Raw genomic sequence first — 16,540 nt, forward strand, 5'->3', positions numbered from 1 at the left:
CCGCGTGCGTAAGCGAGCGGTCTGCCTGCTTGCCGTTCTGGTTGCACTGGGCGCGAGCGCCCAGTGCGCTCACGCGCAAAGTGCGGTGACGCTGTACGGCCTGATCGACACCAGCATCGAGATCACCAACCCGGGATCGGGCTGGACGCCCCGGGTGGATTCGGGCGCGTATCGCGGCTCGCGGATCGGCTTGCGCGGCGAAGAGCCGATCGGATCGGACACGCGCATCCTGTTCGATCTCGAGAACGGCTTCAATTCGGGCAATGGCGCACTGGCGACGGCCGGCACCCTGTTCAACCGCCAGGCGTGGATCGGCGTCGGCGCGCCGTGGGGTGAACTGCGGCTCGGCCGGCAGTATTCGCCCATCTACATTCCCTTCAAGGGAGGACTCGACGCATTCGGCGCGGGCACGATTGCATCCGGCCTGAACAACCTGTCGAAGATCACGCCGTACACGAACAATGGTCTCGCTTATCTTTCGCCCGATCTGCATGGCTTCACCACGACCCTGATGGTGGCATTGCCGCAAAGCGGCAACGGCAACGGCCTGTCCGGCAGTTACGAGACCTTCGCTTATCGCAACGGGCCGTTCCACATTTCCTACGCACACCAGCAGACCACCGGCGCCACCGGCTTGCGCGCCAATCTCGGCGGCGTGTCGTATGAGATCGGCAAGACCACCGCGTTCGTGTCGTTTTTCAACGGCGACGGCGGCTCGCCGCGCTATCACGACGACGGCATGTCGGTATCGGCACGCTATGCGGTGTCGGCGCGCTTTCGTGCCTCGCTGGGCTACACCTATATGCGCGACCGGTCGGGCGGCGACAACAATGTCGACCAGTTCAGCGCCCAATGCGAATACGATATGTCGCCCACGCTCATGCTGTACGCGAGCGCCGGCATCCTGCGCAATCACGGCGACGCCGAGTTCACGCTGCGCGGTGTCGACGTGACGGGCCTGCCGGCGGCTTATCCGGGTGCGCCGGTTCGCGGCGTCCAGTTCGGAATGATCGACCGGTTTTAAAGCGGCGCAGTGGTTGCGTGAAAGGCCGAATTGCCTTGACGGCAATGGGCGTGGCTGGCCGCAACGGACCAGTGCTTGCCCGCGCCACGCGAGGCGAATCGTCAGTCACGGCGCGGATGATCGAGAAAGAAGCGCAGCATCTCGGCGCTCGCGTCCGGACCGCTCGGGTCCGTATAGCTGCCTTGAGGATTGCCGCCCGACCACGCATGCGCCGCGCCATGCAGGGTCCACACTTCCGCGTCGACGCCGCCGCCGGAGACCAGCCGCGCAATCGTGCAGGTTCGTTGACCCGCCTGGCTCGCGCGCGCTTCGCGAGACACATTCGTTGGTACACCGAAATTTTTTACCAGACGCGTGGCGTTGGTAATGTGCACCGTCGTATCGGCGTCGCCGTGAAAGACGATCATGGGTCGCCGCGGCGCGCCCGCGCTCGCATGGCCGCCTGCACTGCGACGCGCGCCGCCGCCCTTGCCGCCTTTCATGGCGGCAAGGGCAGACGGCAAATCATGCGCGCAGCGCGCAGGAAGACCCGAATGCACCCCGGCAGCCGCATACAGATCCGGATACGCGTCGAGCATGATCGCAGCCATGGCGCCACCCGCCGACATGCCGGCGACGTAGACGCGCGCGGGGTCGACCGGATGGGCCGCGATGATTTCGCGCGTGATGCCGGCGATCAGCGACGGCTCGCCACGCTCGCGCTGCTGATCAGCAGGCTTGAACCAGTTCCAGCACTTCGACTGATTCGCTTCGCGCGGCTGCACCGGATACGCGATCAGGCAGCGGTGACGCTCGGCCAGCGCGTTCATCTGCGTGCCGCGCGCGAAGTCGTTGGCGTCCTGCGTGCAACCGTGCAGCATCACGATCAACGGGAGCGGCTCGCCGGTCGCGCCGGCCGGCACATATAACCGGTATTGACGCCGGCCGGCCGCATTCGAATAAGACAGGGTGCTGAAATGGCCGCGCTCTTCGACATCGACGTCGACCTTCGCGTGCGGCCTCACGCGAGCGTCTGCCGGTTTCCCGTTTGCACGCGCAGACGGGAAATCCGCAGCGCCCGGTGTGATGTCGCGGATCGCGGATTCACGCGCCGCGCCGCCGGCTTCTCCCCGCAGTGCGCGCTGTATCACCTCGGTTGCTTCTGTCGCGCCACCGTTGCGCAGCAGCGCCATCGCCTCATGCATCGAGTTTAGGAATCCTTCATTTTGTTTCATGATCTTGTCCGGTTATGGGGTTAAAGCGGAGCGGCGGGCTAGTGAGCCAAGTTTTAGTGAGCCGGTCGGCGCGTGCCTAGCGGATTCTGCCGGCGAGCGCGGCCTTCACGGCGGGCGAAGCGTGGAAAGCGCCCAGTACCACGACGCTTTCGATGGTCTCGCGTGCGAGTTCCGCGGGGACGTCCGCGGCAATGCTCGCCAAACCGAGCACCTGAATGTTCAGACGCTCGTTTGCAGCTTGCACCGCCTCGAGATCCTGCCGCGAAAAATGCTGAAGTCCGAGCACCAGCGCACGACGCGTGATGGTTTCGTGGACAGCCTGCGCATGCAGCGCGAGCTGGTTACGAATAGCCGTGCGAATCAGATCGGTACGGTTCGAATAAAAGCCCTCTTCTACCAGCAGATCGATCTGTCCGAGATCGACCGGGCCGAGATTGATCGTGATCTTTTCCGAGTCGCCGCCTTTGGGTCGCGGTAGCTCGGTCATCGTCTGATTTTTCATCTTTCCATCCTCTCGCCATCCATAGGGATGGTTATAGGCTGGTTCTGGTTGCAGCGCAACATCATCATTCAGGGCCGGGACAGATTCTATGCTGACGACTTTAGCCCTCGCCAAGGCGCGTCGAAGGGCGCTTCCGGGAACGATGGTTGCGCGTGCCACTAAAGCACGCCGACCCCACCCCATCGCAGAGGCCCAGCATGAGCGACGCATTCGTTACCCACCCGCTACCATTCGATCCGAGCTTCGAGCAGATCCCCGACGACGAAGCCGAAACCACACGGCAACTCGTCGAAGCGCTGCACGACATTCTTGAGATCACGTCGAAAGATTATGGACACGCCGTGCGCAGCGTCCATGCCAAAAGCCACGGTCTGCTCGACGGCGAGATCACCATTCTCGACAATCTGCCGACCGAACTGGCTCAAGGTGTCTTCGCCCGCCCCGGCACGCACAAGGTAGTGATGCGGCTCTCCACCAACCCCGGCGATATTCTCGACGACAGCGTCTCGACACCTCGTGGTCTCGCCATCAAGATCAAGGACGTCGAGGGCGCACGACTGCCGGGCAGCGAAGCGCTCAGCACTCAGGACTTTGTCCTGATCAACGCACCGGCCTTCACGGCGGCTACACCGAAGGCGTTCCTCACGAGTCTGAAACTGCTCGCCAAGACCACCAACCGTGCGCCGACCGGCAAGAAAGTGCTGTCGGCCGTATTGCGCGGCGCGGAAAAAGTGGTGGAAGCAGTGGGCGGCGAAAGCGGCACGCTCAAGAGTCTCGGCGGCCATCCGGAAACGCACATTCTTGGCGAGACTTTTTATACCTGCGTGCCGGTCCTGTACGGAAGGTACTTCGCCAAGCTCAGCGTAGTGCCGGTCTCACCTGCACTCACGGCGTTGACCGACGCGCCGCTCGACGTCAATGGTCACCCGGATGCCCTGCGCGACGCGGTCAACGCATTCTTTGCGGCCCAGGATGCCGAATGGGAAGTGCGAGTCCAGCTCGCAACCGACATCGAGAAAATGCCGATAGAGGATGCGTCGGTGAAGTGGGACGAGGCGATGAGCCCGTACCTGCCGGTCGCGCGCATTCGCGTGGCGCGCCAGCCTGCGTGGACCGAGGCGCGCTCGATTGCCATCGACGACGGCATGATGTTCAGTCCGTGGCACGGACTGGCGGCACATCGACCGCTCGGCGGCGTGATGCGTTCGCGCAAGCCCGCGTATGAAATGTCGGCGGAATTTCGCGGGCGGGTCAACGGCTGCCCGGTGCATGGGTAACGCCGTCGCCGCCTGAATCGATCACGCGCGGCCGATTCCGAAGACCGCGCTCATTTCGCCGCGCCGACGAGCGCGAACGCGTCGTACTTGCGATCGATCGGCGTGTGCGGCATATGCGTGAGCGCCTCCTCGACCAGCGGCTCGCACGCGCCGTAATCGGAGCCAATGCTGTCGCTATGCGCCTGCGGGAAATTCACGGCCAGCACCTTGCCGCCCCAGCGATCCACCGTGGCCGTCATGGTGCATTTGCCGGCGCCGCCCACCTTCACATCGAGAAGGATCAGCGTCATATCCAACGCGGCATCTGAATTCGAAAAATTCCATTGCGCGGTCATGCGGTCAGTAGGACCGCCGGTATTGACGATCTTCATGGTTTTGTCGGGAATGCCGACGGATTGCACCAGATCCTGAATATTGGCGCCAACGAGTTTGTCTCCCTGCGTATCGCGCGCCTCGTGGGTCTTGTAAGCGGCGCATCCCGTAAGCAGGGTGAAAAGAAAGGCAAAGGCGACTGTCAAAATTCGCACGGAAATTCCTCCAGATAGGCGTGTTAAAGACAACACGCGATGGGTGACGGGAATTGCGGGCAAGCGCGACTTGCGACTACTCTGGACTGGTATGGACCTCGTGGGGCGCGTGTCTCGAAGAGAGATCCGCTTACGGCTTCCGAGGGTGATGCTCTAATTGACAGACGCCGCGATGCGGGGAAAAGTTCACGGATATGATTAGAGTGAGCCTTGAGTTCTGACGCCGCCGCTCACCCGCCCCTTACCGTCCTGTTACGCGCTAACGCAATCTGATCGAGGAGAAGCACAGTGGACACGACCGGCAATCCCATTCTCCAGGTTCTAAAGGACTATCAGGCGGCGGTATTCGCCAAAGACGTCGACGCCTTCGTCGCGCTATATGACGAGGACCTCACCGTCTTCGACATGTGGGGAACGTGGGCCTATCGCGGCCTGGCATCCTGGCGGGAGATGGCGGCCGGCTGGTTTAGCTCGTTAGGTACCGAGCGTGTCGTGGTGGAATTCAACCAGCCGGAATCGGTCGTCGCGCAGGAACTCGCCGTGGTTCACGTCTTCGTCACGTACAAGGGCGTGACTGCGAATGGCGTCGTGTTGCGCTCGCTGGACAATCGCATGACCCTCACGCTCAGGCTAAAGGCCGACGGCTGGAAAGTCTTTCACGAGCACACCTCGGCGCCCATCGACTTCGAGACCACGAAGGCCATCTTCAAGCACGAATAGCGCGCGAGATATCGGCTTGAACATCGAGGCTTTGAACATCAACGCTTTGAACATCGCATAGCAAACGTTTTCGATGCGACGTTCGGCCCGTATGACCGCGTTATCTCCAGTAGAACAGCGGAGCAACCGGCACGCTGTCACAAAAACTTCACTAAACAATCGGGTCCGATTGCCGTAATCAAGTCGCCTTGCCGCGTTCTGCACAAATGAAACGTATTCCGCGAGAGAATGCGTCAGCATGGCCAACGGGCAGTGATTCGGGACGACCTATGTTCAAGATGAAGTTCAAGCGAGTTCGCCGCCCTCTCCCGGAAAAGAATTCGAACATGGAGGAGCGGGAATTTCCCAAAGACGTGCGACGGCGCGCGCTTTCCATACTGGCCGTCGTGCTCATCCTGGCGGCCATTGCCACCAATACGATCATTGCACTACGCCAGACCGAGGAGCAGAACAGCGCACTCAGAACGCTGCAGTCATCCAGCCGTCTCAAGCGCGACCTCGATCAGGTCCAGCAGATGATGCTCGATGAGCACGGCGAACTCTATACGCTCATCAGCACCAAGCCGTTCTATCGACGCCCTGCCTACGTCTTTCCGCGCATCGGCCTGCTCGCACTGACCAGCGACGCGCGCGACGCCTGCAAACGCAGCGCCACCTGTCTGTCGCAACTCGACGATCTGGACGGGATGATCCGTCTGCTCGGCGAACGCAGCAGCGCCCTCGCGGCACGCGCGACCCAGCATCCCGGCAGCGTCGGCCTGGGTGACGCTGCGCTCAGCGAAATCGACGCGTATTTCTATAGCGCGCTCGAACACGCCGTCGAAGTCCGGATGCAGGCGGATGCGACCGTCGATACGGCCATCAGCAAATCGTCGACGGACGCGAAGTCGTTCTCTACAGCGTTGCTTCTCTGCGGCTTGACCGCAGCGGCCGTGCTGCTCGCGCTGATCTATCGCAACTCGCGCATTGCGCAAAGACTGCGCGTCGCGCTGCGGCAAGCCGACCGGGCGCGCGCGAAGTATCAACGATTCTTCGACGAACATCCGCTGCCGCTCTGGGTATTCGATGACGCAACGTCGGCCATCATCGTGTCGAACCGGGCGGCGCAACGCAAATTCGGCTACTCGGAAACCGAATTGCATCACATGTCGTTAGGCGAAGTGCGTCCTGAAGCCGATCGGCTTCGTTTCGACGCCGTTATGGCGAAGCACACCGAAAGCGGCGACGAGGTCACCCGTTCACTTGGCGTCTGGATGTATTTGACCAAAGACGGCGAACGTCTGTGGATGGACGTTCACCACCTGAGTCTGGAAGACGAAGGGCATCGTGTGACGCTTTCGGTGATGGTCGACGTGACGCTCGTCACGCTGGCGCAAGCCGAACTGTTCAAATCGAAGCAGACACTGGAGTACGTACTCGACCACATTCCACAGGGCATCGCGTGGAAAGATGCGAACCACCGCTATGTGGGCGGCAACGAAATCTACGCGCGCGACGCGGGACTCTCGTCACGGCATGAACTGATTGGCCTGAGCGACAGCGACCTCAAATGGGGCGACGACCCGCGCGCGGTACGGGCCGAAGATATTCGCGTGATGGCCGGCGAACTCACATGGAAGCATCTGGAACGCGAAGCCATCGCCGCTGACGGCTCGAAGGTGTGGATTTCGGAAACCAAGCTGCCACTGGAAGACCAGAGCGGCGCCGTGACCGGCGTACTGCGTGCGTATGAAAACATCACCCAGCGCCGTCAGGCCGAAGTGGCGCTGCGTTTGCAGGGCCGCGCGCTGGAAGCGAGCAGCAACGGCATCATCATCGCGGAAGTGCGCGCCGGCGGCCACGTCATCATGTTCGCCAACGCGGCATTCGAACGGATCACCGGATACGGGCAGGCCGATGTCCTGAACGCCGACTGCGAGACACTCTTTCGCCTGAACGGCGAGCCCGAGAAATGGGAACCGGTGCGGCGCGCCCTGGCCGACGACACGGACGCCAACGCGACCCTGCTATGCACCAGCAAGGACGGCCGGCGCTTCTGGAACAACATCCTGGTCGCTCCGGTGCGCAATGACGATGGCAGCGTTACGCATCACATCGGCGTGATGACCGACGTTTCCCCGCTGGTGGAATATCAACAGCGGCTCGAGCATCAGGCGAAATACGACGCGTTGACGGAACTCCCTAACCGCACGCTGCTGGACGAACGGCTTCTGGAAGCGATCTCGCGAGCTTCCAGCACCAAAAGTCATGTGTCCGTCCTGTTCCTCGACCTCGACCGCTTCAAGGAAGTCAACGATTCGCTCGGGCATCGGATTGGCGACGCCCTGCTCGCCAAGGTTGCCAGGCGCCTGCAGCGTCTCGTGCGCGCCACGGATCTGGTGGCCCGCTACGGCGGCGACGAATTCATTATCGTGGCCGAACGCTCCAATGCCCAACAACTGGTGCCGATGCTCGACCGCCTCATCGCCGCCATGTCCGAGCCCTTCTATATGGGTGCGTCCGAGCTTTACGTCGAAGCGAGTATCGGCGTCAGCACCTATCCGCAGGATGGCGCGGACGTGGACACCTTGCTGCGCAACGCCGACGCCGCCATGTACCTGGCCAAGGCGCACGGACGCAATGGCTACAAGTTTTACCGCGCCGAACTGAATGCCGCCGCTGCCGCCCGCCTGCAACTTTCGACGCAATTGCGGCGCGCGGTCAAAGCCCAGGCACTGCAACTCGCTTATCAGCCGCAGATCGATATGCTGACCGGCCGCGTATTCGGCGCCGAGGCTTTGCTGCGCTGGAACGATCCGGAGTTGGGCGCCGTCTCCCCCGCCACCTTCATTCCGATTGCCGAGGAAAGCGGAATGATCCAGATCATCGGCGAATGGGTGTTGCGCACGGCCTGTCATCAGGCTCGCTCGTGGCTTGACCAGGGATTGCCGCCCGTCCGGGTCTCGGTGAATGTGTCGCCGCTACAGCTCGAACGCTCGGACCTCGTGAAAATCGTCAAGAGCGCCTTGCTCGAAGCGCGGCTGTCCGCGGATAGCCTTGAACTCGAAGTCACCGAAGGCGCGCTCATGCGCAATGCGGACCACGTGGCGCGCACCCTGCGTGAGCTACGCAGCCTGGGCGTCAAAATCGCCATCGACGATTTCGGCACGGGCTATTCGAGTCTTAGCTATCTGAAGCGCTTTAGCGTCGACCGCATCAAGATCGACCGGGCCTTCGTGCGCGAGATCGGCACCGACGAGGATTATGAAGCGTTGACGCTGGCCGTCATCGGCATCGCCAAGGCGCTGAAATTCGACGTGCTGGCGGAAGGCGTCGAACTCGATGTTCACAGGCACTTCCTGATCGAGCATGGCTGTACCGAAGCGCAGGGATTCCTGTACAGCCCCGCTATCACCGGCGAGCGGCTTTCGGAAATGCTTCGGATGCCAAACGAGACCGCGCCGTTTCAGCCTGCGGTTTTGAATGCGCCTGCCGGTTGAATGCGGGTTTTCACGTTGGCTTTTCACGTTGGCTTTTCAGTCCACAACGGTTAGCCGGCCTCGCCAGGCAATACGCCAGGTGAATCAGCAGGAGAGGCGCCAGGGAATAGCGACAGCCGAAGTCCGACCAGTGCATGCAGCGCGCCTTTGTGCCGCCGGTAGCCGGGCGCACCGGGCGCGATAGCGAAGTCGGTCATGATCCGCGCCATGGCTGCATCGATGTTTGCCGCAAGCGTCGGCGGTACGTTTTGGCGCGAGCCCGATTCAAGGCATCGTTCGTAGTGCAGCCGCACTTCGTCGAGCAGATGATTCAGGACCGTCGACAGTTCTCCAGAAAACTTGCCGGCGAGTCTGCGCAGGTCGAGCGTGTTGAGCGCAATGCGCATATCACGCAGGCTCGCGGTGGACGGATGCCGGTCATCGTCGCTTGGCGCCACGCGCGGGATGAGCTGCACGAGCCGGTCGAGCATGCGCGCGTTCAGATTGCGCTGCTGATCCATGGATAGAGGCGTGCCGCTTAACACGACATCCCTCCAGCTCGAGCGGGTCAGCCGCGCCGCCGCTGCATCCGCGCCGAATGGACGAAGAACGCCCGTCATTACCGAAGCGAAAATCACGCCGGCCAGGCCCGCGAGATTGGCGTTCAGGAAGTTCAGGATGTTGGCGTCGTAGGCGTTGTCGATGCCGAGAAAGGTGGCGGTGGTCAGCGCGACGAGCGTGGATATCAGGGCCCATTTCGGACGCGGCATCAGGAGCCCAAGCGGAACGAACAGGACCGCGAAGAAGATCACCAGCAGAGGAAAGTCCTGGCCGCTCGGCAACACCACGAACAGATAGAACGCCGAAATGACCACGCCCATCGTCGCGCACTTCAGGAACGTGAGCATCATCGGGACCGGTTCATCCAACGCGGCGAAAAAGCACACGCCAATCGCGCCCAACGATACCGCCGCCGCGCCGTCCTGCCATCCGGACGCAATCCATATGCACGACGAAACAAAAATAACCGCGGCTGCAGAGGCGGCGGAGAACAAGGCCAGGCCCTGATCGAGAAATGCGTGCTGCGCGCCAAGCCGCCAATGCCGAAAGCGCGGCCGCCAGGTTCCGGTCCGCTGCACGATGTTAAGGCGTAAAGTCCGGCAATCCACCCAAAGATCGACCAGTTGCCGCATGCGCCAAAGCGCGCCGGATAGCAACGCCGCTTGCCATGTCGTCAGGTCATCGGGACCCGGGTCGAGTTGCGCAATGCGCTTGCGCAGCAGCGGCGCTTCGCGCTCGGGGTCTTCGCCAAGCGGCGCGTCCATCCAGCGTCCGATATCGCGCAGCAGTTCATCGAAGCCCGCGGGCATTCCCCAGGCCGACTTCCGCGCGGCCGCGAGTACATCGGCGAGCGCCCCGGCGATGGGCAGTATCAGTTGCATCCGGCCCTGCAGTTCATCGCTGCGGGCGAGAATTGCCGGGCTGACATGGTCGTAGGCCAACTGGCTTAGTAGGAATTCGAAGCCGCGCACACTCGACGCCATCCTCTGCCGGCTACCCGATACGAGCGCGCCCGCTACCTGCCCCGCCAGCGATTCCTTGGCGTAGAGCGCGGCGTCGCGGAACCATGAATCCGTGCGCTCGATCAGCGTCGGTGCAAGCCGGCTCGGAAACAACACGCTGCCGACAATGCTTGCGCAAACGATCCCCAGCGTGATTTCCTCGGTTCGCGCCACCGCCACATCGAAAATGCTCAGGGGATTCGACAAGGCCGGCAACGCAATCACGGAGAGCGAGTAACTGGCGAGCAGGAAAACATAATTGCGCGCAGCTCGCGTCGAGATGGAAATGTAGACGAATACGCCGGTCCACAGCGCGATCAGTGCGCTCAGCAGATAGGGCGTTTCCGCGAAAGGCGGCACGAGGGCGACCGAGGCAACCGCGCCCAGCGCGGTGCCAAGCACGCGATACAGCGCCTTCGAACGGGTCGCGCCGACAAACGGGTTCGACACGATGTACACCGATGCCAGCGCCCAATATGGCCTGGGAAGATCGAAGTAGAACGCGATGTAAAGCGCGAGCATGCCTGCGAGAAAGGTCTTTAGCGAAAAAATCCAGTCGCGCAGAGAAGGGAAATTCATTGGAGAAATGGCTGGGGAGATCAGTTTCGCGTCCGGCTGCGACGCCTGGATTGCGGCGGCACGGGCCATAGTGTGCGGTGTTTTACCGAAATGCGCCGGGTTGCGGCAACAGATTAGCCGCTCGCCGCCGCGTCGCCAACGGAGAACCGCAATATTTCAGTAATATAGGGGGGCTCGTCAGGCCACATCTTTGGGCAGAGAACCTTACGCGGATACAAGCCATGCTGATTCATCACGGAACAGATCGACCCGCCACACTGGATCACCGTCTCGCCTATAGCCTCGCGTTCATAGCAGGCGCACTCAACACCGCCGGATTCTATTCGCTGGGATTTTTCTCCGCCAACATGACCGGCAACGTGTCGACCGGCGCAGACCGGATCGCGCTGGGCGACCTGTTCAGCGGCACGGTTTATCTGCTGCTCCCCGTTGCCTTCATCCTCGGTGCGACGCTCGCGACCATCACCGTGGAACTGGGGCTGCGCCGCGGCATCGCGCGGATTTTCGCCCTCAGTATCCTGTCGGAAGCGATGCTATTGCTGGTGCTCGCCGTCGTCGATCTGCTCGATCACAGCCGGGGAATCGTGCTGGTCATCGGACTGAGCGCGTTGATGGGTTTTCAGAACGCCGTGGTGACGCGCATCTCCAATTGGCGGGTTCGCACCACGCACATCTCGGGGATGTCCACCGATATCGGCATCGGCATTGGCCTTCTGATCACGATGCTGACGCGCGGAGAGCGGCCAGCGGGCCGTGCAGGACACGTCGAAAGGCTCAGGCTGCATGGCGTGACCGTGCTGGCGTTCTGCGTAGGCGGCATTCTGGGCGTGATCGCGTACAAGGTGCTGGGCGCTCTTCTGTTATTCGTCGCGGCCGGACTGTTGGCGCTGGTCGCTCTGCCGAGTGTGTTTCGACGTCAAATCCCTGCGGTTCCGCCAGCCGGCCATTTGTGATTTCCGCCGTTAGACCGCTGGGCCCGGTGGCGGCACTGAAGCTCGCGCCACGTGCGAGCGCATGAACAGCGACGTTATTGCGCGCGGCGTCTAAACCAGCCAGCGAGCGACAGGCGGTCGCGTGTCGCGGGCAAAACCTCATGCAGCATATCCGCGGATAAAAATACCGCGATCCGGCTGCCGACCGGCGAGATGTCCCGTATGTCCAGCCCCTCGGGATGCAGGCGCAATTCGCCGCCATGCTCGGGCAGCCAGTCCGCATTCAGATAGATGACGACCGACACAGTGCGGCTGTCGTCGTGGCGAAACTGATCGCGGTGTTGCAGATACGAATCGCCCGGCGCGTAGAACGCGAAATGGCTTTCGTATTCCTCGAGTCCGAGAAATAGACCGCGATTCAACGCGATGCGCAGCGTTTCCATGATCGCGAGATACCGGTCGCAGGCTTCGGACTGCCCCGCTTCCAGCCAGGAAATCCGGTCGCCACGTATCTCAGGCTGCCGCGACCGCGCCGCGCCCTGGCTGATGCGCGCCCATGCGAGCGTGCCGGCCGCCGCCAGCGTCGCGCATTCCAGCGCGAGCGATAGCGTCAAATCCGGCGCAAGAAAATTGTCCTGTTCCGACCAGCCGTGGTCATGAAGGGCATCCAGGATGCGTCGATAGGCTTCGTCTGCGGGCGCACTGGAATGCGTCGACGAGGGGGCGAGGTTCACTGCTGTTCCTTCGAACGAACGTGGTGGTGGGGACTAGAACTGTGTCGCCCCGAAGGAGATGAGCGAGGCAGGCTTTTACCCTGATGAAGGTGGGAATGCGAACTGCGACGAAGTTGGACTATTTGAGCCGGAGTTAGGACAGTGGCGCTTCGTTACCCCTCCCGAGTGTTGAGTTCAAGGGGGCCGTTATCGGTGATGAACCATCGGAGGGTACAGCAAACAAAAGCCCTGCTCAGCTTTATCTTGCGCAGTTGCATTGTGAACGGTTGAGGTCGCTTGAAATGTATTTGGTGGGGCGACCGGATTCGGATGCATCCACAACCCCTATATTGCTGAACTCCTGGTCTGTTCTATCAAAATACCAACAACAAACTCGACTACTTTGGACTCCTCCTCAACTGGGGAGCATGCGTGCGCCTGCTGTCACTCTGGCACCTGCTGACGGTGTCATGTTTCTGGTCGTCCGAATGGGATAATTCGCGCACCACGTCCAGCGCTTCGACGACGTCCCGACCTCCTCCGCATCCCGGGAAAGGCTACCCCTGTCACCCACATGGCGCTGGTATCCCGTCCCGCCTCCGGTCCGTTATCGATGAGTGCGCCTCGTCACTGCCTCATGCAATTGGCATGAAAACGCCGGACCACCTCAGACATCGACCGACAGCACGCGACCCATCACTGTCTTTCACTGATACCGATGTCGGTTGATCGTCCGTTCTATATTCCGATCCAGAGCGCCACCGTCGCATCCGGCTGATTCTCGCGGCCAGTGGGGCCGCGGCCGCGATGGCAGATCTGTCATCTCAGCAACAACGGGGCGGTCTCGGTTTTAGGTCCGCGGAAGCCGCACAAATAAAATTATTACTAGATGTTGCATAAAGCGCAGTCATCGACAAAACTGAAATCAGGATGCTTTGTCGGGGCACATGATGCGACCAGGCAATGTGATTATCAGGACGTCCGCAAAAGGCAATCGTCATCTCGCGCAGCATGACGTCGGATGGATTTTGCACAACCTGCTCGCCTCGTTAGTGATCGCAGGCAACGTGTCCGCGGCGCAGGCGGCGTGCGCTCCCGACGGACAGGGCGGCGTCGTCAATACCGCCGGAAACTGTACCGTCGTCCCTCCCGCCAACCGCATTACTGCGTCGGGCAGCAGCACGACTACGGCGGCAGGCGTTACGTTATCCGTGCCGTATGGCGTGGCGGTGACCGCCTCGGGTGGCGCGTCGGTCAGCCTCGGCCGGGATGATGTTGCCGGACCGCCCGCCATTACCGCGCCGAACGGCGGCGGCCTGGTCGGCCTGTTCGCGACCGGCGTGTCCAGCCAGATCACGGCAGACAGCCTCAATATGACCCTTCCTTCCGGAGGCGGGAACAGCGCCGCGAGAGCAACGGCTGGAGGCCACATCACCTTCCTGAATAGCGCCAATATTGCATTCGCGCCTGGCGGCGGTGGCGGAACGGGCCTGCTGGCCGACGGCGCCGGCAGCCAGATTACCGGCGCCAACGTCACCGTGACCGGGGCGGGCGGAGGCGGAGATAACGTCGCGCACAGCAATAACGGCGGAAACATCGCGTTGACGGGCGGCGCACTGAACCTGTCATCCGCTGGCGGCGGTAACATCGCGGTGCTGTCGGAGAACGGCAGTACGTTTACGGGCAACGGTGTCGCTATCAGCGTGTCGGGCTCAGGCGGCAACGTTGCGGTGAAGTCTGCCGGCAACAGCAACGTCGCATTGAGCGGCGGCTCTGTCACGCTAAACGGGACGAGTGGCGAAACCGCGTTGATGGCGCAGGGCGCGACCATCACGGCGGTAAACGTACCCATCAGCGTAACGGCAAACCAGTCATCAGCCGGCACCGTGCAAGGCGGCGGCACGCTCGCGATCAGCGGCGCTACAGTGACCGCGTCGGGTAGCGGAACCTTCGGAGTGCTGGTCAACGGCGCGTCCGGTCCCGTCAATACGCTTCAACTCAATGGCACGACCGTCAGTTCCGCCGCCGACTCGCTGCACGTGAATGGCGCTGACGCAAACATTATGGTGTCCGGATCAACGATCACGGACAACAATGGTGTGCTGCTCAGCGCTACCGGGTCGCCATCGACAACGACCTTCGACGCGGGCGCCTCGACGCTGAGCGGCGCGATCACTACGGGGTCTGGCGTCACGAACGCCGTGACGCTGCACGACGCTACCGAGTGGACAGTCACCGGCAACTCCAACATGACCAGCCTGACCAGCAACGCCAGCACCATCCAGTTCGCCGCGCCGACCGGCGACCCGACCCTTGCTGCCAGCTACAAGACCGTCACTACAGGCAGCTATACCGGCTCGGGCAGCGCAATTACGCTAAACACGTATCTCGGCGCCGATGGCTCTGCGTCAGACAGGCTGATCGTGAATGGCGGCGCTGCAACGGGTACGACGGGCCTCACGATCCGCAACACCACCGGCCCGGGTGCCGAGACGCTGGCCAACGGTATCCAGGTGGTGCAGACGCTCAACGGCGCCACGACGACGCCGGATGCGTTCACTCTGGTCAACCGCTTACGCGCTGGCGCCTTCGACTACTTTTTATTCCACGGCGGCGTTGCAGGCAACAGCCCCAACGACTGGTTTCTCCGCTCGAGCTTCATCGCTCCGGAACCGGAAGTGCCAGGCGGGTCAGCGCCACCGCCACCGACAACGCCGCCCACAACGCCACCGACGACGCCACCGGGACAACCGGAGCCGCCGACAACACCCGGGCCACCGAAAGTACCCGAGCAGCTGGTACCGGCCGTCCCGCCGTTTCCGGTCGATCCCCCGCACAGTCAGCTCGAGCCAGGCAACACCTATCCGATCATCGGACCGGAGCTTGCGACCTACGGGGTCGTACAACCGACTGCCCGGCAGATGGGACTCACCATGCTTGGCACGCTGCATGAACGCATCGGCGACACGTTGACGACCCAAAACGCCGGCCCTGACGCCGAGGGTTGGGGACATTCCGTCTGGGGCCGCTTCTTCGGCCAACAGATCGACAACCATTACGCGGCGTTCGCCGATCCTCGCACGAGCGGCCAGCTGTTCGGCGTGCAAGCTGGGGTCGACGTGTGGCGCGGCAGCTTCATTCCAGGCCATCGCGACGTCGCCGGCGTCTACTTCGCCTACGGCAACAGCAATCTCGACGTAGATGGGCTCGTGACCAACGCAACCGCCACTGCCTACCTGCTGACCCGCACCGGCAAGCTGGATCTCGATGCCTACTCCGGCGGCGCCTACTGGACACACTACGGTCCCAGTGGCTGGTATCTCGACGCGGTGTTCCAGGGGACGTCATATCAAGGCACGGCCACAACCCAGTCCGCGAGGCTATCGACCAACGGCAATGGTTTCCTGACTTCGCTGGAGGCCGGCTACCCGGTATCGCTGCCGCTGGGCCCCCAATTCGTGCTCGAACCGCAGATTCAGGTGATCTGGCAACGTGTCAGCTTCAGCGAGGCGAACGATGGTCTGGGCGCGATCGGTCTCGGAACGACCACGGGCACAACGGGACGGCTCGGCCTGCGCGGTCAATGGACGATCGATCAGGACAACGGCAAGGTATGGCAGCCCTATGGACGCGTCAATCTCTGGCACGACTGGGGTGGAAGCGCGACGTCCCTCTTCGGCACCGATCAGGTGCCACTAGAGGAAGAAGCTACCAGGCTGGAGTTTGCCGCCGGCATTACCGCAAGGATCAATCTTCGCCTGAGCCTCTATGCTCAGGGCGGATATCAGTTCGCCGTCGGGGGAACCGATGGCGGGCGGCGTCAGGGAGTCCAGGGCGACATTGGATTCCGCTACACCTGGTGACCGCGTTCCAGGCAGTCATATCCTGCAACCACGTCGACGGGAGCTTGCGGTATTGCGATATGGGCCGCCTACGATTCGGATTTAAATGGTTGGGCGCGAGCAGCGGATCAGCACACAGTAGCGGTCATTCGGTGCGGGGCGGCATCGGGCCGTTTGCAGGAAAGCGGGC

The 16,540-nt window shown here is 62.2% G+C and carries 11 protein-coding genes; 6 read left to right on the top strand and 5 right to left on the bottom strand.

Annotated elements, in window-relative coordinates; translation table 11 throughout:
• Positions 1-4: 4 nt before the first annotated feature.
• Complete coding sequence (locus FQ755_RS19615) at positions 5-1,024, top strand: porin (protein ID WP_409937529.1); 1,020 nt, start codon at positions 5-7, stop codon at positions 1,022-1,024.
• A 101-nt stretch (positions 1,025-1,125) separates the two neighbouring features.
• On the opposite strand, the gene FQ755_RS19620 is transcribed toward FQ755_RS19615, so the two are convergent.
• Both FQ755_RS19620 and FQ755_RS19625 read right to left on the bottom strand, forming a co-directional pair.
• Positions 1,126-2,238 (bottom strand): alpha/beta hydrolase family esterase, encoded by a 1,113-nt coding sequence (locus FQ755_RS19620; RefSeq protein WP_144156466.1) that lies wholly within the window; start codon positions 2,236-2,238, stop codon positions 1,126-1,128.
• A 76-nt stretch (positions 2,239-2,314) separates the two neighbouring features.
• Positions 2,315-2,740: a CopG family transcriptional regulator gene (locus FQ755_RS19625; RefSeq protein ID WP_144156467.1), complete on the bottom strand. Its 426-nt coding sequence runs from the start codon at positions 2,738-2,740 to the stop codon at positions 2,315-2,317.
• Between the two features lie 197 nt (positions 2,741-2,937).
• Between FQ755_RS19625 and FQ755_RS19630 the strand changes: the two genes are divergently transcribed.
• A complete protein-coding gene (locus FQ755_RS19630) occupies positions 2,938-4,017 on the top strand; it encodes a catalase family protein (RefSeq protein WP_144156468.1) in 1,080 nt (359 codons plus the stop codon).
• 50 nt (positions 4,018-4,067) lie between these two features.
• Here the strand turns inward: FQ755_RS19630 and FQ755_RS19635 are convergent, their stop codons facing one another.
• Positions 4,068-4,544 (bottom strand): hypothetical protein, encoded by a 477-nt coding sequence (locus FQ755_RS19635; RefSeq protein WP_144156469.1) that lies wholly within the window; start codon positions 4,542-4,544, stop codon positions 4,068-4,070.
• A gap of 288 nt (positions 4,545-4,832) precedes the next feature.
• Between FQ755_RS19635 and FQ755_RS19640 the strand changes: the two genes are divergently transcribed.
• Both FQ755_RS19640 and FQ755_RS19645 read left to right on the top strand, forming a co-directional pair.
• A complete protein-coding gene (locus FQ755_RS19640) occupies positions 4,833-5,264 on the top strand; it encodes a YybH family protein (RefSeq protein ID WP_144156470.1) in 432 nt (143 codons plus the stop codon).
• A 326-nt stretch (positions 5,265-5,590) separates the two neighbouring features.
• Complete coding sequence (locus tag FQ755_RS19645) at positions 5,591-8,743, top strand: EAL domain-containing protein (RefSeq protein WP_186308596.1); 3,153 nt, start codon at positions 5,591-5,593, stop codon at positions 8,741-8,743.
• Between the two features lie 50 nt (positions 8,744-8,793).
• Here the strand turns inward: FQ755_RS19645 and FQ755_RS19650 are convergent, their stop codons facing one another.
• Positions 8,794-10,863: an FUSC family protein gene (locus FQ755_RS19650; protein ID WP_144156472.1), complete on the bottom strand. Its 2,070-nt coding sequence runs from the start codon at positions 10,861-10,863 to the stop codon at positions 8,794-8,796.
• Between the two features lie 221 nt (positions 10,864-11,084).
• Between FQ755_RS19650 and FQ755_RS19655 the strand changes: the two genes are divergently transcribed.
• Positions 11,085-11,816 carry a YoaK family protein gene (locus FQ755_RS19655; protein WP_144156473.1) on the top strand — a complete coding sequence of 244 codons (732 nt, stop codon included), beginning with the start codon at positions 11,085-11,087 and terminating at the stop codon, positions 11,814-11,816.
• Between the two features lie 74 nt (positions 11,817-11,890).
• Here FQ755_RS19655 and FQ755_RS19660 read toward each other — a convergent pair whose 3' ends face one another.
• Positions 11,891-12,529 (bottom strand): 2OG-Fe(II) oxygenase, encoded by a 639-nt coding sequence (locus FQ755_RS19660; protein ID WP_144156474.1) that lies wholly within the window; start codon positions 12,527-12,529, stop codon positions 11,891-11,893.
• 944 nt (positions 12,530-13,473) lie between these two features.
• Between FQ755_RS19660 and FQ755_RS19665 the strand changes: the two genes are divergently transcribed.
• The gene (locus FQ755_RS19665) at positions 13,474-16,371 is read left to right on the top strand and encodes an autotransporter outer membrane beta-barrel domain-containing protein (protein WP_260858712.1); all 2,898 of its coding nucleotides are present in this window, start codon (positions 13,474-13,476) and stop codon (positions 16,369-16,371) included.
• Positions 16,372-16,540: the final 169 nt, after the last annotated feature.

Origin of the sequence: Paraburkholderia sp. BCC1885, assembly GCF_900996235.1 — a bacterium.
Lineage (GTDB): Bacteria > Pseudomonadota > Gammaproteobacteria > Burkholderiales > Burkholderiaceae > Paraburkholderia.